At 73.4% G+C, this 16,436-nt stretch carries 17 protein-coding genes; 9 read left to right on the forward strand and 8 right to left on the reverse strand.

What is annotated here, in order from left to right; genetic code table 11:
• Window positions 1–118 precede the first annotated feature (118 nt).
• Window positions 119–859 carry an SDR family NAD(P)-dependent oxidoreductase gene (locus tag ACFVZH_RS07140; protein ID WP_384894090.1) on the forward strand — a complete coding sequence of 247 codons (741 nt, stop codon included), beginning with the start codon at window positions 119–121 and terminating at the stop codon, window positions 857–859.
• A gap of 171 nt (window positions 860–1,030) precedes the next feature.
• Here the strand turns inward: ACFVZH_RS07140 and alc are convergent, their stop codons facing one another.
• Together alc and allB are read right to left on the reverse strand one after the other, a co-directional pair.
• The gene (gene alc, locus ACFVZH_RS07145) at window positions 1,031–2,158 is read right to left on the reverse strand and encodes an allantoicase (protein WP_384894092.1); all 1,128 of its coding nucleotides are present in this window, start codon (window positions 2,156–2,158) and stop codon (window positions 1,031–1,033) included.
• A gap of 3 nt (window positions 2,159–2,161) precedes the next feature.
• Window positions 2,162–3,496 (reverse strand): allantoinase AllB, encoded by a 1,335-nt coding sequence (gene allB, locus ACFVZH_RS07150; protein WP_384894094.1) that lies wholly within the window; start codon window positions 3,494–3,496, stop codon window positions 2,162–2,164.
• Between the two features lie 326 nt (window positions 3,497–3,822).
• Between allB and ACFVZH_RS07155 the strand changes: the two genes are divergently transcribed.
• Entirely contained in the window at window positions 3,823–4,632 is an 810-nt protein-coding gene (locus ACFVZH_RS07155; protein WP_384894095.1) for an IclR family transcriptional regulator, read from the forward strand.
• A gap of 43 nt (window positions 4,633–4,675) precedes the next feature.
• The gene (locus tag ACFVZH_RS07160) at window positions 4,676–5,275 is read left to right on the forward strand and encodes a hypothetical protein (protein WP_384894097.1); all 600 of its coding nucleotides are present in this window, start codon (window positions 4,676–4,678) and stop codon (window positions 5,273–5,275) included.
• A 9-nt stretch (window positions 5,276–5,284) separates the two neighbouring features.
• Here the strand turns inward: ACFVZH_RS07160 and ACFVZH_RS07165 are convergent, their stop codons facing one another.
• Window positions 5,285–5,953, reverse strand: a complete 669-nt coding sequence (locus ACFVZH_RS07165; RefSeq protein WP_384894099.1) for a response regulator — start codon at window positions 5,951–5,953, stop codon at window positions 5,285–5,287.
• A complete protein-coding gene (locus tag ACFVZH_RS07170) occupies window positions 5,950–7,077 on the reverse strand; it encodes a sensor histidine kinase (protein WP_384894101.1) in 1,128 nt (375 codons plus the stop codon). Before ACFVZH_RS07170 ends, ACFVZH_RS07165 begins: the two co-directional genes overlap by 4 nt.
• A gap of 213 nt (window positions 7,078–7,290) precedes the next feature.
• Between ACFVZH_RS07170 and ACFVZH_RS07175 the strand changes: the two genes are divergently transcribed.
• Entirely contained in the window at window positions 7,291–7,698 is a 408-nt protein-coding gene (locus tag ACFVZH_RS07175; RefSeq protein ID WP_384894103.1) for a DUF6223 family protein, read from the forward strand.
• Window positions 7,699–7,775: 77 nt separating this feature from the next.
• Here ACFVZH_RS07175 and ACFVZH_RS07180 read toward each other — a convergent pair whose 3' ends face one another.
• Window positions 7,776–8,456: an ABC transporter ATP-binding protein gene (locus ACFVZH_RS07180; RefSeq protein ID WP_384894105.1), complete on the reverse strand. Its 681-nt coding sequence runs from the start codon at window positions 8,454–8,456 to the stop codon at window positions 7,776–7,778.
• A complete protein-coding gene (locus ACFVZH_RS07185) occupies window positions 8,453–9,532 on the reverse strand; it encodes an ABC transporter permease (RefSeq protein WP_384894106.1) in 1,080 nt (359 codons plus the stop codon). Before ACFVZH_RS07185 ends, ACFVZH_RS07180 begins: the two co-directional genes overlap by 4 nt.
• Window positions 9,533–9,644: 112 nt before the next feature.
• Between ACFVZH_RS07185 and ACFVZH_RS07190 the strand changes: the two genes are divergently transcribed.
• Together ACFVZH_RS07190 and ACFVZH_RS07195 are read left to right on the forward strand one after the other, a co-directional pair.
• The gene (locus tag ACFVZH_RS07190; protein WP_384894108.1) at window positions 9,645–10,874 is read left to right on the forward strand and encodes a sensor histidine kinase; all 1,230 of its coding nucleotides are present in this window, start codon (window positions 9,645–9,647) and stop codon (window positions 10,872–10,874) included.
• On the forward strand, window positions 10,871–11,497 hold the full coding sequence (locus ACFVZH_RS07195; protein ID WP_384894110.1) for a response regulator: 627 nt from the start codon (window positions 10,871–10,873) through the stop codon (window positions 11,495–11,497). Before ACFVZH_RS07190 ends, ACFVZH_RS07195 begins: the two co-directional genes overlap by 4 nt.
• A 16-nt stretch (window positions 11,498–11,513) precedes the next feature.
• Here ACFVZH_RS07195 and ACFVZH_RS07200 read toward each other — a convergent pair whose 3' ends face one another.
• Together ACFVZH_RS07200 and ACFVZH_RS07205 are read right to left on the reverse strand one after the other, a co-directional pair.
• Window positions 11,514–12,047, reverse strand: coding sequence for a GNAT family N-acetyltransferase (locus ACFVZH_RS07200; protein ID WP_384894112.1), 534 nt, complete (start codon window positions 12,045–12,047; stop codon window positions 11,514–11,516).
• Window positions 12,048–12,116: 69 nt separating this feature from the next.
• Window positions 12,117–12,431 (reverse strand): DUF5955 family protein, encoded by a 315-nt coding sequence (locus ACFVZH_RS07205; RefSeq protein ID WP_384894114.1) that lies wholly within the window; start codon window positions 12,429–12,431, stop codon window positions 12,117–12,119.
• 188 nt (window positions 12,432–12,619) lie between these two features.
• Here ACFVZH_RS07205 and ACFVZH_RS07210 point away from each other — a divergent pair, with 188 nt between their 5' ends.
• The 3 genes from ACFVZH_RS07210 to ACFVZH_RS07220 all read left to right on the forward strand — a co-directional run bounded on the left by ACFVZH_RS07210 (window position 12,620) and on the right by ACFVZH_RS07220 (window position 16,427).
• On the forward strand, window positions 12,620–13,234 hold the full coding sequence (locus ACFVZH_RS07210; protein ID WP_384894116.1) for an NTP transferase domain-containing protein: 615 nt from the start codon (window positions 12,620–12,622) through the stop codon (window positions 13,232–13,234).
• Between the two features lie 225 nt (window positions 13,235–13,459).
• A complete protein-coding gene (gene aceB / locus ACFVZH_RS07215) occupies window positions 13,460–15,082 on the forward strand; it encodes a malate synthase A (RefSeq protein WP_384894118.1) in 1,623 nt (540 codons plus the stop codon).
• A gap of 199 nt (window positions 15,083–15,281) precedes the next feature.
• A complete protein-coding gene (locus tag ACFVZH_RS07220; RefSeq protein WP_384894120.1) occupies window positions 15,282–16,427 on the forward strand; it encodes a GDSL-type esterase/lipase family protein in 1,146 nt (381 codons plus the stop codon).
• The last annotated feature ends 9 nt before the right edge of the window (window positions 16,428–16,436 follow it).

The raw sequence follows: 16,436 nt of genomic DNA on the forward strand, positions 1-16,436 counted from the left end.
CACCGCCCGGCAGAAGTCATCGGTGGCCGCGTCGGGGTCCGATTCCCGCCAGCGTCCGGCCGCCCCGCCGACTTTCATTGAACCCGCAACCACTTACTCGGCTCACGGAGGTTTCGGGATGTCCACGATGAACGGCACGGCGGTCCTGGTGACGGGCGGCAGCCGCGGGATCGGCGCGGCCACGGCCGTACGGCTCGCCCGGGAGGGCGCCGACGTGGCCTTCACCTACGTCCAGGACGAGGCACGGGCCAAGGAGGTCGCCGCACGGATCGAGGCGGCCGGCCGCAAGGCGTTCCCGCTGCGCGCCGACGCCGCCGACGCCGGCGACGCGGCCGGCGCGGTGGAATGGGCGGCGGACGCCCTGGGCCGGCTCGACGTCCTGGTGAACAACGTGGGCGCCGGCGTCCTCGGCCCGTTGGAGTCGCTGACCCTCGCGGACGTGGACCGGGTCCTCGCGGTCAACGTCCGGGCGGCCTTCCTCGCCTCGCAGTCGGCGGCCGCACGCATGCCGGAGGGCGGGAGGATCGTCACGATCGGCACCTGCATGACGCAGCGCGTGCCGGGCCCCGGCGGGACGCTGTACACGACGAGCAAGGCGGCCCTCGTCGGCCTCACCAAGGCGCTCGCCCGGGAGCTGGGCGCGCGCGGCATCACGGCCAACATCGTCCACCCCGGCCCCGTCGACACCGACATGAACCCGGCGGACGGACCGTACGCACCGGGCCAGGCTGCCATGACGGCCCTGGGCCGCTTCGGCACCCCTGACGAGGTGGCCGCGATGGTCGCCTTCCTCGCGGGGCCGGACGGGCGGTACGTGACCGGCGCCGAGTTCTCGGTGGACGGCGGGCACGCCGCGTGACCCCGCTGCGCGGCGAGTGAGCCGCCCAGGAGGGACGCGAGGGCGCGCCGGTGCTGTCGGGCCGGTGCGCCCTCGCGGGCCGGGCGGGGTGTCGTACCCGCCCGGTTCGGGGGAGCCTTGGGGTCTGCCGTCACATTCCCGTCGTCGCCCGTGGGGCAGACGGGAAGGTGACTACAGGCCCTGGCCGCCCAGCTCCTGGTGGCGGGCGGTCAGCCGCGCCGCGCCGGCCGCGGTGAGGGAGCCGAAGAGGCGGAGGCGGGAGATGCCGCCGTCCGGGTAGATGTCGATCCGGACGCGGGAGCCGACCGCCGGGGTGTCCAGGACGAAGCGGTGGTTGGTGTCGGGCTGGAGGCGGGTCCGGGGCAGGATCTCGGTCCAGTCCTCGGAGCCCTCGGCCGCGACCGAGAGCGCGGCCCAGCCGGCGCTGTTGCCCTTGAGGTACGCGGTGTCGATCTCGACCGCGCGGATCTCGGACTCGGCGACCAGCCGGTAGCGGATCCAGTCGTTGCCCTTGTCGCGGCGGCGGCGGGTCTCCCAGCCGTCGTCCATCTTGCGGGACCGGCCCGGCTGGATGGTGTTGGTGGCCGGCGAATAGAAGCGGTCGGAGGCGTCCTCGACCTGGCCGCCGTTCTCCAGGGCCGCGAGGTCGAAGGTGCCGAGCACGCCGAGCCACGCCGGGTCGGGGGCGACCTCGCCGTGGACGCGGAGCCGGGCGATGCCGCCGTCGGGGTGCTGGTTGACGCGCAGGTGGGTGAAGCGCTGCTCGACGTCGACCGCGAAGCCGTTGGCGGCGTGACCGCCGACGGCGGTGCGCGGGACGAGCGTCGTCCACTTCACGTCGTCGGCGAGGAGCTCCTCGGGCGAGGGCGAGCCGGCGACCGAGGCGGCCTCGACGGAGACGGCCTGCGGATAGTTGCCGCGGAAGTGGGCGGTGTCGACCACGATGCCGCGGACGACGCCGGGCGCGCCGAGCCGTACGAGGGCCCAGTCGTGGTCGTCCTCGGTGGGGTGCGGCTGCCGGGCCGAGATCCCTCGGCGGCGGCGGGTCTCCCAGCCGTCCATGATCTTGCCCTTGTGGCCGAAGTGCTCGGGGTCGAACTCGGCGGCCTCGGGCTTGAGCAGGTTCTCCCGCTCGGCGAAGAACTCGTCGTTGGCGGCGACGACACCCGCGCCCAGGCGGCGGTCGGCGAGGTCCGCGTACTGGGTGAAGGGGAAGTCGGCGGTGCGGTAGTCGGCGTACGGGTCGCCACCTCCGAAGGGGCTGGCGTCGCCGGTGAAGGAGGGTATGCCGGTGCTCACGGGTCAGTTGTTCCTTTCGAGGAGGCGGCCGGAGGGCTCGGCCAGGGTGCCGTGGTCGGCGATCCGCTCTCCGCGCAGCCAGGTGGCGGTGACGACGCCGCTGAGGGTCTTGCCCGCGTAGGCCGTGATCCGGTTGCGGTGCTGGAGATCGGCCGGGTCGACGGTGAAGGTGGCGTCGGGGGCGAGGACGGCGAAGTCGGCGTCGCGGCCGGCCTCGATCGCGCCCTTGCGGGTGAGCCCGGCGAGCCGGGCCGGGCCCTCGGACATCCAGCGGACGACGTCCTCCAGGGTGTGTCCGCGGCGGCGGGCCTCGGTCCAGATGGCGGGCAGGCCGAGCTGGAGGGAGGAGATGCCGCCCCAGGCGGAGGCGAAGTCCGGGGTCTTGAGGTCCGCGGTGGACGGGGAGTGGTCGGAGACGATGCAGTCGATCGTGCCGTCCGCGAGCCCCTGCCACAGCGCGTCCTGGTTCGACGCCTCGCGGATGGGCGGACAGCACTTGAACTCGGTGGCGCCGTCCGGGATCTCCTCGGCGGTGAGGGTGAGGAAGTGCGGGCAGGACTCCACGGTGATCTTGACGCCCTCGGCCTTGGCGGCGGCGATGAGCGGCAGCGCGTCGGAGGAGGAGAGGTGCAGGACGTGGACGCGGGCGTTCAGCCTGCGGGCCTGGTTGACCAGGTTCTCGATGGCCGTGTTCTCGGCGTCCCGGGGGCGCGAGGCGAGGAAGTCGGCGTACGCGCCGCCGGAGCGCTGGGGCGCGGCGGCGAGGTGGTGCGGGTCCTCGGCGTGCACGATCATCAGGCCGTCGAAGCCGGAGATCTCGGCGAGCGAGGTCGCCAGCTGCTCCTGGTCGAGCGACGGGAACTCGTCCACGCCGGAGGGCGACAGGAAGCACTTGAAGCCGAAGACGCCGGCGTCGTGGAGGGGGCGCAGGTCCTTGACGTTGTCGGGCAGCGCGCCGCCCCAGAAGCCGACGTCGATGTGGGCCTTGCGCCGGGCGACCTCCTGCTTGACCCGGAGGTTGTCCACGGTGGTGGTCGGGGGCAGCGAGTTCAGCGGCATGTCGAGCAGCGTGGTGATGCCGCCGGCGGCGGCCGCGCGGGTGGCGGTCCAGAAGCCCTCCCACTCGGTGCGGCCGGGGTCGTTCACGTGCACGTGGGTGTCGACGAGTCCGGGCAGGACGACGTCGTCGCCGACGTCCTCCAGCCGGGCCCCCGCGGGTACCTCGGCGTCGTACGGCAGCACGGCCGCGATCGTCCCTCCGGAGACGGCGATCGACGCCGGGCGCGTCCCCTCGGGGGTGATGACGCGTGTCGAGCGCAGGACCAGGTTGACGTCCACCCGTACCCCTTCTTCAAGTGCCTCGGCGAGAAATTCAACGAACTGTTGAAGGAGTCTTCACTTCCGGACGACATGTCGTCAAGGGCACACTTCCAGCATCGGCCGTCGGCGAACCCGCCTTGGACGTTTCCACAAAGTGGAATGGAAATTCCGTACAGTAGAACGTAGCTCCGCACATGCGGGGCGGACCCGGACCCCGCCGGGCCCTCGCCGACACCGGACAAACACCCCCTGACCGGCCCGTACACCGGCACCGAGACCAGGTGCCCCGGCCGGTGGCCCGGTAGGCTGCTGCCTTGCCCGCCTGCCTCGAAAGGACCGTTGACGTGCCGACGTCCAGCGCCAGCACCACCGACGCCGCCAAGCCCTCCGCCGCGAGCGGTGGCGTCCAGTCCCTTGAGCGTGCCTTCGACCTCCTGGAGCGGATGGCCGACGCCGGGGGCGAGGTCGGGCTGAGCGAGCTCTCCGCCAGCAGCGGACTGCCCCTCCCCACCATCCACCGCCTGATGCGCACCCTGGTCGCCTGCGGGTACGTACGCCAGCAGCCCAACCGGCGGTACGCACTCGGCCCCCGCCTCATCCGGCTCGGCGAGTCCTCCGCGCGCCTCCTCGGCACCTGGGCCCGCCCCTACCTCGCGCGGCTCGTCGAGGAGACCGGCGAGACCGCCAACATGGCACTGCTCGACGGCGACGAGATCGTGTACGTGGCGCAGGTGCCGTCCAAACACTCCATGCGCATGTTCACCGAGGTCGGCCGCCGGGTCCTCCCCCACTCCACCGGCGTCGGCAAGGCGCTCCTCGCGCACACCCCGGCGGACGAGGTGCGCGCCCTGCTCGCCCGTACCGGCATGCCGGCCGCCACCGAGAAGACGATCACCACCCCCGACGGCTTCCTCGACGCCCTCGTCGCGGTCCGCGAGAGCGGGTACGCCGTCGACGACAACGAGCAGGAGATAGGAGTCCGCTGCCTCGCGGTCTCCGTCCCCGACTCCCCCACCGCGGCGGCCATCTCCATCTCCGGCCCCGCCGGCCGGGTCACCGAGGCCGCCACGGAGAAGATCGTCCCGATCCTCCAGGAAGTCGCCCGCGAACTCTCGGCCGCCCTCGCCAACACCGCGGGCAACGGCCAGGGCTGAGCGCGCGCACCCCACGGCGGCGAGCACCACTACGCTCGTCGCCATGGGGGCGGACATCGACGGTGTGATCGAGGTACGCGAGCCCGGTCGCCCCTGGCGGATCGCGCTCGGCCTCCCGCAGTGCGCCCTCGCGCGCGACCGGCACGCCTGGGAGTGCCTCTTCGGCCACCCCGGCGGCCTCGACCTGGACCGGTCCCTGTTCGAACGGCGCGGAGCCCCGGACGACGCCTCGGACGGAGTCCCACGCGCCTGCGGGGAACTCCACCACGGCCACGCCTACGCCACCTGGGCCGAGATCGCGGCCGCCGACTGGGACCGGCCCCTGCGCGACGGCCCCGACGGGAACCGCGTCGGCGTCTGGCGCCCCGGCCCGGACGGCGCACTCGTCCTGACGGACGCGCCCTGGACGCCCGTCGAGGTCCTCGACCTCGCCGAGGAGATCTTCGGCGAGGACCTCATGCCACCGGAGTGGCCCGAGGGCGGCGAAGTCCACTGGAACGGCGCCGTCCACCGCCCCGTGACCCTCACCGCCCGCGTGTTCGCCCCGCCGGACGGCACCTGGGCCCCCGTATGGGCGGCGATGCGCGGCCTCGCGGCCGGCCACGGGGACGAGAACGTCCGCGTGACCGTCTGGTTCGGCTGACGACCCGCGTCAGGGCCCGGGGGTGCGCGGTGACACGAGGCCGGACTCGTAGGCGAGGACGACCAGTTGGGCGCGGTCGCGGGCGCGGAGTTTGGCCATGGCCCGGTTGACGTGGGTCTTCGCGGTCATCGGGCTGATCACCATGCGGTCGGCGATCTCGTCGTTGGACAGACCCCGCGCGACCAGGGCCACGGCCTCGCGCTCACGGTTGGTCAGCTCCTCCAGACCGGTGGCGGCGCCCGTCCCCGACGGCTCCGAGACGTACCGGTCGATGAGCCTGCGCGTGATCGACGGCGCGAGCAGGGCGTCGCCCCGCGCCGCGACCCGCACCGCGTGCAGGAAGTCCTCCGGCACGATGTCCTTGACCAGGAACCCGGCGGCGCCCGCGCGCAGCGCGTCGAAGACGTACTCGTCCAGGCCGTAGTTGGTCAGGACGACCACGTGCACCCCGGCCAGGGCCGGATCGGCGGCGACGCGGCGGGTCATCTCGACGCCGTCCATGACCGGCATCCTGATGTCGACCAGCACGATGTCGGGCAGATGCTCCCCGGCCAGCGCCAGGCCCGCCAGGCCGTCGCCGGCCTCCCCCACCACCTCGATGTCGTCCTCCAGATCGAGGAGCGCGCGGAATCCGCTGCGGATGAGCGACTGGTCGTCGACCAGCACGACCCGGATCACGTCCGCTCCAGCGGAAGACGGGCCCGGACGCTGAAGCCGCCCCCCTCGGTACGGGGCGCCGCGCTCAGCCGTCCGCCGAGGGCGGTGACCCGCTCGCGCATCCCGAGCAGCCCCGTGCCGGGCGTCGGCGCGGTGTCCGGCACGGCCGTCCCGTCGTCGTCGACCCGCACGGTCAGGGCGTCGGGACGGCATTCGATCCGCACCGAGGCCGTGGCCGCCTCCGCGTGCCGGGCGATGTTGGTGAGCGACTCCTGGACGATCCGGTAGACGGTCCGGTCCACCGCGACCGGCACGTCGTCCCGGCGGCCGTCGATCGTCAGCGTGGCGTCCAGACCGGTCAGCCGGGCCCGTGCCACCAGGCCCGGGACGTCGTCCAGGCCGCGGGGCGGGGCCGTGTCGTCGTCGCGCAGCGCCTCCAGGGTCGCCCGCAGCTCCCGGGTCGCCTCCCGCCCGGCCTCCTGGATCGCGAGCAGGGCCTCCGGCACCCGCTCGCCCCGCCGCCGGGCCACGTGGACCGCGACCTCCGACTGCACCTTGATGATCGAGATCTGGTGGGTGAGCGAGTCGTGCAGCTCGCGCGCGATGCGCAGCCGCTCCTCGTCCGCACGGCGTCGCGCCGTCTCCTCCCGGGTGCGCTCGGCATCCTCCGCCCGCCGCTCGGCCTGCCGCAGCGCCTCCCCCGCGGCGCCGGCCGCGACCAGCCAGGCCAGCTCCAGCGCGCCCCGCGCCCGCGCGAACGCCTCCCCCGTGTCGTGCAGTCCCGACGCCAGCGCCGCCGCCGGCAGGGCGGCCAGCACGGTCACGCTCACCAGGACCGTGACGGTGCGGTGTCCGGCCCGTACGGCCGCGTACACCGCGAACAGGTACGCCACGGCGGGTACGTCGAAACCGGCCGCCTGATACCCCGCCGCGCACACCCCCGTGACCACCAGCACGGGGACCGGGGCGCGGCGGCGGCCGGCCAGCGCCAGACCGCCGGCCGCGAGCAGCGCGTACCCCAGCAGACCGAACCCCGTGCCGGGGTGCCCCTCGGAGGCGCCGGTGAGCAGCAGTGCCCCCGCCACGCCGACGGCGATCACCCCGTCCACGACACAGGCCGGCACACCGAACCTTCCTCTGCTCATGCGCGCACCCTAGCCGCGGGCCGTCCACGGCCGGATCCCGCCAGGGGAGGAGCCCACCACTACCGCGGACGCGGTAGTGGGCCCGCTTCTGCCGCGTCCGCGGCAGCCGGGTGCGGCAGCGGCGGCAGCCGGAAATGACCGCGTCCGCCGGACGACGGGGGACGGTCCGGGAGGACAGGCTCGGTCCACGTCCCGTCGCAGAAGGAGCACCCCATGCCGATCCGGCACCTGATCGCCGCACCCGCGACCGCGCACCTCGCGGTCCAGCCGTTCGCCGCCGGAGTCCTCACCCTGAGCGCAGGGCGGCTCGGAGCCTCCCTCGGCACGCTCGTGGGGCTCGCCGGAGCCGTCGTCGGCGTGCGCGCCCTGCGCGCCGCCCGCCGGACCGGAACGGGCCCCGGCCCGGGCCGCACGCGGATCCGGGCCGTCGCGGCGCTCGTGGCGGGTGTTCTCGCCCTGGCCCTCGGCGGTCTGGTGGTCGCCACCTCCGACAGTGGCATCGGCACCGGCAACGGACGCGGGGGAGCCTATGTCGCCCTGCTGGTGGGCCTGATCAGCACGGTCCTCGGTGGACTCGCCGCGGCGCGCTCGCGGACCGGGGCGGCACGCCGGACCGCGTGACGGGCCGCGCCGACCGCGCCGGGCCTTCGCCTGGCGGGTCGGCGGGTCGGCGGGTCGGGGCGGCCCGGTTGCGGGGGTCAGGCGTCCACCGGCTCCGTCAGCCTGCCGTCCTGGACGGTCACCGTCTGATGCGTACGGGCCAGGTGTGTGCGGTCGTGGGTGACCAGGACGGTCGCGGTGCCCCGCTCGGCCGTCAGCGTGGCGAGCAGGTCCATGACGGCCGCCCCGCGCTCGTGGTCGAGGGCGCTGGTCGGCTCGTCGACCAGCAGGACGGACGGCTCGTTCATCAGCGCCCGGGCGATGTTCACCCGCTGGCGCTGGCCGCCGGAGAGCTGGTGGGGCCGCCGGTGGGCCTGGTCCGCGAGGCCCACCGCGTCGAGCAGGTCCCGGGCGCGGCCCCGTACCGTCTTCGGCGGAAGGCCCGACAGATGGGCCATCACCTGGAGCTGCTCCACGGCGCTCAGCGAGGGCAGCAGGTTGGGCTGCTGGAAGACGATCCCGATGTGCTCGCGCCGCAGCCGCGCCTTGGCGGCGGGAGTGAGGGCACCGGTGTCCGTACCGGCGACCACGACCCGGCCCTCGTCCGGGGTCACCAGCGTGGCCGCGACCGCGAGCAGGCTGGACTTGCCGGAGCCGGACGGGCCGACGACGGCCGTGAGCGTACCGGCGGGGACGGTGAGGGAGACGGCGTCGAGGGCGGTGAGCCGGCCGTCGCCGTCCGGGTAGGTGAGGGTGACGGCGTCGAGGACGAGGCTCATCGGGCGCTCCCGAGGGCGGTGAGGGGGTCGACGGCGGTGATCCGCCGGATGGAGAGGGCCGCGCCGAGGACGCCGAGGACGATGATCACGGCGGCCGGGCCGAGGACGGTGAGGGGTTCCAGGACGAACGGCACGTTCCCGCCGCTGACCAGGGCGCCGATGCCGACCGCGAGCACCGTGCCGAGCAGCGTGCCGGCGGTGAGCATGAGGACGGCCTGGCCGAGGGCGTCCTTGAGGAGGTACGGGGTGGACGCGCCGAGCGCCTTGAGCACGGCCACGTCGCCGCTGCGCTGGATGGTCCAGACGGTGAAGAACGCTCCTATGACGAGCGCGGAGATGGCGAACAGGAAGCCGCGCATCAGCTGGAGCGAGCCGTTCTCGGCCTGGTAGGACCCTATGGCGGTGAGGGCGCCGTCGATCGTCCGCGCCTCCGTCCCCGCGGCCTTGTCGCCGGCCGCCCAGTCCGTACCGCCGTCACCGGTCAGCGCGATGACGGTGGCCTGCTCCTGCGGGGTGGTCCCGCTGTGGCCGAACTTCTGCCAGTCGTCGAGCGAGGTCCACACCACCGGGGTGTGGCTGTAGGAGGCGTCGCCGGAGACCGCCGTGACGGTGACCTCCAGCGGGCCGAGGCGGACCGCGTCGCCGGCGTCCACGCCCAGCTCCTCCGCGGCCGACTCGGACAGGACCGCCTTCCCCGGGCCGACCGGCGCGGGGGCGAGCCCGGAGCCCGCCTCCGTGCCGAAGGCGGAGACCGCGGCGGTGCGGTCCCCGGCGGCGGCGTTGAGGGTACGGATGCCGAGGGGTTCGGCCTCCGTCACCCCGGGCCGCTCCGACCACCGGCTCCACTGCTCCTCCGTCACCGTCGAATTGGTGAAGGAGACCGACTGCCCCGACGGCGGCGCCGCGAAGGCCAGCCGGTCGGCGGGCAGGCCGGTGATCGCCGAGACGTTCTCTCGCGCGAGCCCGGCGGTCAGCCCGGACAGCAGCCCTACGAGCAGGGTGATCAGCACGATCACCGTGCCCATCAGGGTGAACCGCCCCTTGGCGAATCTCAGGTCTCTCCATGCCACGAACATGCTCACCAGAGTGGTCGGCCGGGTACCCCTCGGGCATCGCGCCACGGATGGCTCTGCAATCAAACTTTCGGTTGAGTCCGGATTGTCTCCCGCTGTCTACCCTGGAGGGATCATGGATCCCCGCTCCTCCCTCCACCCGGCCCGGTGGCCCCTCACCCCCGCCCTTCGCGCCCTGCGCCTCTGCCTGCACCTCCTCATGGCGGGCCTGCTCGTCCTGGCGGCGGTACGCGCGCACTCGGCCGCCGGCACGGCGATGGCGCTGGTCATGGGCGCGGTCTACGCCTCCGGCTCCTACCTGCCGTCCGTGCGGAGCTCACAGCGGGCCGCCGCCGTGTGGCTCGGAGCCCTGGGCCTGTCCTGGCTGGCGCTGCTCTGCCTCACCCCGGAAGCGCTCTGGCTGGCCTTCCCGCTCTACTTCCTCCAGCTGCACCTGCTGTCCGTGCGCTGGTCGCTGCCGGCCGTGGCGCTGACCGCCGTCGCGGCGATCCTCTCGTACGTGGGGCACGGCGCCGCGCTCAACCCGGGCGTCTTCATCGGCCCCCTGCTCGGCGCGGCCGTGGCCGTGGCGACCGTCCTCGGCTACCAGGCCCTGTACCGCGAGAGCGAGCGGCGCCGCCGGCTCATCGAGGAGCTGATCGCGACACGCGCCGAGCTCGCCGCGGCGGAACGGCACGCCGGCACCCTCGCCGAGCGGGAGCGGCTGGCCCGCGAGATCCACGACACCCTCGCGCAGGGCCTCTCCTCGATCCAGCTGCTGCTCCGCGCCGCCGAGCGCGCGCTGCCGCCGGACTCCCCCGCCGCCCCGCACATCGGCCAGGCCCGCGAGGCCGCCCAGGACAATCTCGCCGAGGCCCGCCGCTTCGTCCGCGCCCTCACTCCCCCGGACCTGGAGCACGGTTCCCTCGCGGCCGCCCTGGAGCGGCTGTGCGAGCCGGGACGCCCGGGACCGGGGGCGTACGCGCCGGAGGAAGGGGCCCCGGCCGTCGGGCCCCGGGTCCGTTTCACGATGAGCGGTACGCCGGTCGAGCTGCCGACGCCGTACGAGGTGGCGCTGCTGCGCATCGCCCAGTCGGCGCTCGCGAACACGGTGCGGCACGCGTCGGCCTCGCGGGCCGAGATCACCCTGTCGTTCATGGACGCCTCGGTGACACTGGACGTGGTCGACGACGGCCGGGGCTTCGACCCCGGCTCGGTACGCCCCTCGTCCGACGCCGGCTTCGGACTGCCGGCGATGCGCTCGCGGGCGGAGTCGCTGGGCGGCACGTTCACCGTCGAGTCCGCGCCCGGCCAGGGCACGGCCGTCGCCGTCTCCCTCCCTCTCCCGGCTGGAGTCTCCGCATGACCATCCGCCTTCTGCTCGCCGACGACCACCCGGTGGTACGGGCGGGCCTGCGCGCCGTCCTCGACACGGAACCCGACTTCACCGTGGTCGCCGAGGCCGCCACCGCCGAGCGGGCCGTGGAACTCGCCGCCGCCGGCGACGTGGACGTCGTCCTGATGGACCTCCAGTTCGGCACGGGCCTGCACGGCTCCGAGGCCACGGCGGCGATCACGGCCGTCCCCGGCGGGCCGAAGGTGCTGGTCCTCACCACCTACGACACCGACGCGGACATCCTCGCGGCGGTCGAGGCGGGCGCCTCCGGCTACCTCCTGAAGGACGCGCCGCCCGAGGAGCTGGCCGCGGCGGTCCGCACCGCGGCGGCCGGCCAGTCGGCCCTCGCCCCGGCCGTCGCCCACCGTCTGATGGACCGGATGCGCACCCCCGCCGAGGCCCTCACCAAACGCGAACTCGAAGTCCTCCAGCTCGTCGGCGAGGGCCTCTCCAACCAGCAGATCAGCAAGGCGCTCTTCCTCAGCCAGGCGACCGTGAAGTCCCACCTCGTCCACATCTTCGCGAAGCTCGGCGTGGACTCCCGTACCGCCGCGGTCGCGGCGGCCACGGCCCGCCGGCTCATCCGGCGCTAGGCGCTGGGCGCTGGGCCTAGCTGCTCGGCCGGATGCGGAACAGCACGTTGGGTCGCAGCGGGCCCTCGGGCACGGTGGGGTCGTCGAAGTCGTCCTCGGGGGCCCGGCTCATGCCGATCCGGCGCATCACGGCCTGGGAGCGAAGGTTGGCGGCCGTCGTCACGGCCAGGATCTCGGGAAGCTCCAGGGCCTCGAAGCCGTGCGCCAGGACGGCCAGCGCGGCCTCGGTGGCGTAGCCCTTCCCCCAGGCCGGCCGGGCCAGGCGCCAGCCGATCTCCACTCCCGTGAACGGCACCTCCTCGTCGACCTCGTCCAGGCCCGCGAAGCCGACGAACTCGCCGGTCTCCCGTACCTCGACCGCCCACCAGCCGTAGCCCCGCCGGTCGAACTCGGCCTGGAACCGTGCCACGGAAGCATCGCTCTGCTCCCGGGACAGCACGTCCCCCAAGTGCTCCCGGACCTCGGGATCGGCGTTCATCGCCGCCCACGGTTCCAGGTCGGAGTCACGCCATCGGCGGAGAAGAAGACGGTCGGTACGCAGTTCAGCCATGCCGCCCACCCAACGCGAGCCCCCCACCGGAGGCAATCGCTTTTTCCACCGGACGCCCCGGGCACGGCCTCAGGCGCTCGGCGGCGGCCCGAACAGCTCCACGGCCCGACGCACCCCGGCCAGCCCGTCGGCGAGCGCGCTGACCGAGCCCACGCAGCCCGCGACCAGCAGCAGCGACCGGCGCAGCCGCCGCACCTCGGGAGCGCCGCTCAGCGCCATCGCGTCCAGCGCGGCCAGCTCGTCCTCGGCGATCCCCCGGTCCGCGAACTCCACCCGGTGCGCGGCCAGTTCCCTCCGCAGCCGGGACACGGCGGACCGCAGTTCGACCACCCTGGGGTCCACACCCTCGCCGGTCACTCGCCTCTGCCCCACGCTTCGCAACATGGTTCTCCCCCTCGCACGACTCTGTGCGCAGAACTCCGTACGACGAACACTCCGAGCCGACCCGCCGGACAGCGGCCGGCCCCCGCGAGCCGCGGGCCAGTTAACTCCTTCGCCACCCCGGCGCGCCACCCTTGGTGGACGGAATTCAGGCGACCGTGTCATTTCGCGCCATGCGGTATGCAGGTTCCATGACTACAGCGGAAGATCGAAGGCCCGTCGTCGCAGGACTGCTGCTGGCCGCCGGGGGCGGGCGGAGGCTCGGGGGGAGGCCGAAGGCGCTGCTGGAGCACCGGGGGAGGCCGTTGGTCGAGCATGCGGTGGGGGTGCTGAGGGCGGCGGGGTGCGAGGTGGTGCATGTGGTGATCGGGGCGTCGGCAGGGGTGGTGCGGGAGCGGGCGGAGCTCGCGGGGTGTGTGGTGGTGGAGAACCCGGGGTGGGCGGAGGGGATGGGGTCGTCGCTGCGGGTGGGGCTGGCGTCGCTGGAGGCGGACGGGCGGGGGGTGGACGCGGCGCTGGTGCTGCTGGTCGACCAGCCGGGGATCGGGGCGGAGGCGGTGGCGCGGGTGCGGGCGGCGTACGGGTCGCGGGATTCGCTGGTGGCGGCCTCGTACGACGGGCAGCGGGGGCATCCGGTGCTGTTCGGCGCGGGGCACTGGGCGGGGATCGCCGCGGGGGCGGTGGGCGACCGGGGCGCGCGGGACTATCTGGCGGCGCACCGGGATGCGATCACGCCGGTGGACTGTTCGGATGTGGCCGAGCCCTACGACATCGACACGGAGGCGGATCTGGCGCACCTGGAGTGAAGGGGCCGGCACGGTGCGCCGTGTTGTGTCGATCCGGAGAATCTCGACATCAACAAACCATTGAACTTCCACCATGAGGAAACTAGTATCCACTGTTCAGAAGCGCTGTTTCCCGAAACGGCGCTCGCGGCCGTATCTCGGCGCCTGCGGCACTCCGTGCCGGACCGCGACGCCCGGCGGCCGCCTGGCACCGCCCGTGAAGTCCGCTGAAGGAAGTGACAGTTCATGTCCGCACCAGCGCCGTCCCCCCTGGCCGTCGTCGATGCCGAGCCCCTGCCGCGTCAGGAAGAGGTGCTCACCGAGGCCGCCCTGGCCTTCGTCGCCGAACTGCACCGGCGGTTCACCCCGCGCCGGGACGAGCTCCTCGCCCGCCGGGCGGAGCGCCGCGCCGAGATCGCCCGTACGTCCACGCTGGACTTCCTGCCGGAGACCGCCGCGATCCGCGCCGACGACTCCTGGAAGGTCGCGCCGGCTCCGGCGGCCCTGAACGACCGCCGTGTCGAGATCACCGGCCCGACCGACCGCAAGATGACGATCAACGCGCTCAACTCCGGCGCGAGGGTCTGGCTCGCCGACTTCGAGGACGCCTCGGCGCCGACCTGGGAGAACGTGATCCTCGGCCAGGTCAACCTGATCGACGCCTACTCCCGGAAGATCGACTTCACGGACCCCAGGTCGGGCAAGTCGTACGCCCTCAGGCCGGCCGGCGAGCTCGCCACGGTCGTGATGCGGCCGCGCGGCTGGCACCTGGAGGAGCGTCACCTCACGTTCGACGGAAGCCCGGTGCCCGGCGCGCTCGTCGACTTCGGGCTGTACTTCTTCCACAACGCCCAGCGCCTGATCGACCTCGGCAAGGGCCCGTACTTCTACCTGCCGAAGACGGAGTCGCACCTGGAGGCCCGCCTCTGGAACGACATCTTCGTCTTCGCCCAGGACTACGTCGGCATCCCGCAGGGCACCGTCCGCGCCACGGTCCTCATCGAGACCATCACGGCCGCGTACGAGATGGAGGAGATCCTCTACGAGCTCCGCGACCACGCCGCCGGCCTGAACGCCGGCCGCTGGGACTACCTCTTCTCCATCGTCAAGAACTTCCGTGACGGCGGAGCCAGGTTCGTCCTGCCGGACCGCAACGCGGTCACGATGACGGCCCCGTTCATGCGCGCGTACACCGAACTCCTCGTCCGTACCTGCCACAAGCGCGGCGCGCACGCGATCGGCGGCATGGCGGCGTTCATCCCGTCCCGCCGGGACGCCGAGGTCAACAAGGTCGCCTTCGAGAAGGTCAAGGCCGACAAGGACCGCGAGGCCGGCGACGGCTTCGACGGCTCCTGGGTCGCCCACCCCGACCTCGTCCCGATCGCGATGGCCTCCTTCGACGCCGTCCTCGGCGACAAGCCGAACCAGAAGGACCGCCTCCGCGAGGACGTCTCCGTCGCGGCGGGTGACCTGATCGCGATCGACTCGCTGGACGCGAAGCCCACCTACGGCGGTCTGGTGAGCGCCGTCCAGGTCGGCACCCGGTACATCGAGGCGTGGCTGCGCGGCCTCGGCGCCGTCGCCATCTTCAACCTGATGGAGGACGCGGCGACCGCCGAGATCTCCCGCTCCCAGATCTGGCAGTGGATCAACGCGGGCGTCGTCTTCGAGAACGGCGAGACGGCCACCCCCGAGCTGGCCCGCAAGGTCGCCGCCGAGGTGCTGGCCGAGATCCGCGCCGAGGTCGGCGAGGACGCCTTCGCGGCCGGCAAGTGGCAGCAGGCGCACGATCTGCTGCTGCACGTCTCCCTCGACGCGGACTACGCGGACTTCCTGACCCTGCCCGCGTACGAGCAGCTGGTCGGCTGACCGCAGCCCCTCCCCGCACAGGCCCCGCCCCCGGTGAACGCACAGCTCCGGGGGCGGGGCCCTGTCGTGTCACAGGCGACGTGACGGAACCGAGATATGCAGCTACCTAGCGGTAACAAGCCGGGACGTGTCAGATTCCGCCATGCCACCGGCGCCGATGGCTGTCCCCCACATCACTGCGTACCGCAGGAGCACAGCCATGCCTCCGTCCCCCCATCGTGCGCTGCGCGCACTCCTGGCACTGTGTACCGCCGCCGGGCTCGCCTCCGTCGCCGCCCCGTCCGCCCACGCCTCCCCCGGCACGGGCCCCACCGCCGTCGTCACCATGGGCGACAGCTACATCTCCGGTGAGGCCGGCCGCTGGCAGGGCAACAGCCTCACCAACTCCGGCAGCCGCAACGGCACCGACCGCGCCTGGACCGGCAGCGGGTACGACCCGTCCCGGGTGTACGGCGCCACCGCCGGCGGCTGCCACCGCTCCGACACCGCCGAGGTGAAGAGCGCCGGCCCGCTCGCGAGCAGCCTGATCAACCTCGCCTGCTCCGGGGCGACCACGAAGAACGTCATCCGCGCCTCCAAGGGCGGGCAGTCCTACAAGGGCGAGGCCCCGCAGGCCGACCAGCTGGCGGCCGTCGCCGCCACGCACGACGTGAAGCTGATCGCCCTGTCCATCGGCGGCAACGACCTCGGCTTCGCCGACATCATCACCACCTGCGCGACCGACTACATCGTCTGGTACTCGTACTGCCACGACGACCAGCAGGCCGAGGTCGACGCGAAGATCGACGGCGTGATGGCGGACGTCGGCGCGTCCGTCGACGAGATCCGGGCGGTGATGACCACCGCCGGATACGCCTCCTCCGACTACCGGATCGTCCTGCAGTCGTACCCCTCGCCCATTCCGCGCGCGGCCGACAACCGGTACGGCGAGAGCGGCTGGGCGCGCACCAACACCGGCGGCTGCCCCTTCTGGAACGCCGACTCCGACTGGGCGCGCGACTCCCTGGTCCCGCAGCTCGCCAACCGGCTGAAGGGCGTGGCCACGGCGAAGGGCGTGCAGTTCATGGACCTGCGGGACGCCCTGCAGGGGCGCGAGGTCTGCGCCAAGGCCAGCAAGCAGGTGACGGCGACGGTTCCCCCGTCGGCGGCGACGAGCGAGTGGGCGCGCTGGATCGACAGCCAGAGCACCCAGGGGCTCGTCCAGGAGTCGATGCACCCCAACGCCTACGGCCAGCAGGCCCTGGGCCGCTGCCTGGCACTGGTCCACGCCCGCCCGACCGGCAACCAGAGCTGCCGGAACACGACGGGGGCGGGGCCGTCGGGCATGTACCTCACGGCGGGGTAGCCCCGGCCG

The organism is Streptomyces sp. NPDC059534 (assembly GCF_042743475.1).
Classification (GTDB): Bacteria; Actinomycetota; Actinomycetes; order Streptomycetales; family Streptomycetaceae; genus Streptomyces.

What these genes read in the sequence shown, in the direction of transcription:
- ACFVZH_RS07140 (WP_384894090.1), top strand. Translation starts at nt 119, where the DNA reads ATGTCCACGATGAACGGCACGGCGGTCCTGGTGACGGGCGGCAGCCGC.
- ACFVZH_RS07160 (WP_384894097.1), top strand. Translation starts at nt 4,676, where the DNA reads ATGGGGGCGGACATCGACGGTGTGATCGAGGTACGCGAGCCCGGTCGC.
- ACFVZH_RS07170 (WP_384894101.1), bottom strand. Translation starts at nt 7,077, where the DNA reads ATGAGCAGAGGAAGGTTCGGTGTGCCGGCCTGTGTCGTGGACGGGGTG.
- ACFVZH_RS07175 (WP_384894103.1), top strand. Translation starts at nt 7,291, where the DNA reads ATGCCGATCCGGCACCTGATCGCCGCACCCGCGACCGCGCACCTCGCG.
- ACFVZH_RS07180 (WP_384894105.1), bottom strand. Translation starts at nt 8,456, where the DNA reads ATGAGCCTCGTCCTCGACGCCGTCACCCTCACCTACCCGGACGGCGAC.
- ACFVZH_RS07185 (WP_384894106.1), bottom strand. Translation starts at nt 9,532, where the DNA reads ATGTTCGTGGCATGGAGAGACCTGAGATTCGCCAAGGGGCGGTTCACC.
- ACFVZH_RS07190 (WP_384894108.1), top strand. Translation starts at nt 9,645, where the DNA reads ATGGATCCCCGCTCCTCCCTCCACCCGGCCCGGTGGCCCCTCACCCCC.
- ACFVZH_RS07195 (WP_384894110.1), top strand. Translation starts at nt 10,871, where the DNA reads ATGACCATCCGCCTTCTGCTCGCCGACGACCACCCGGTGGTACGGGCG.
- ACFVZH_RS07200 (WP_384894112.1), bottom strand. Translation starts at nt 12,047, where the DNA reads ATGGCTGAACTGCGTACCGACCGTCTTCTTCTCCGCCGATGGCGTGAC.
- ACFVZH_RS07205 (WP_384894114.1), bottom strand. Translation starts at nt 12,431, where the DNA reads ATGTTGCGAAGCGTGGGGCAGAGGCGAGTGACCGGCGAGGGTGTGGAC.
- ACFVZH_RS07210 (WP_384894116.1), top strand. Translation starts at nt 12,620, where the DNA reads ATGACTACAGCGGAAGATCGAAGGCCCGTCGTCGCAGGACTGCTGCTG.
- aceB (WP_384894118.1), top strand. Translation starts at nt 13,460, where the DNA reads ATGTCCGCACCAGCGCCGTCCCCCCTGGCCGTCGTCGATGCCGAGCCC.
- ACFVZH_RS07220 (WP_384894120.1), top strand. Translation starts at nt 15,282, where the DNA reads ATGCCTCCGTCCCCCCATCGTGCGCTGCGCGCACTCCTGGCACTGTGT.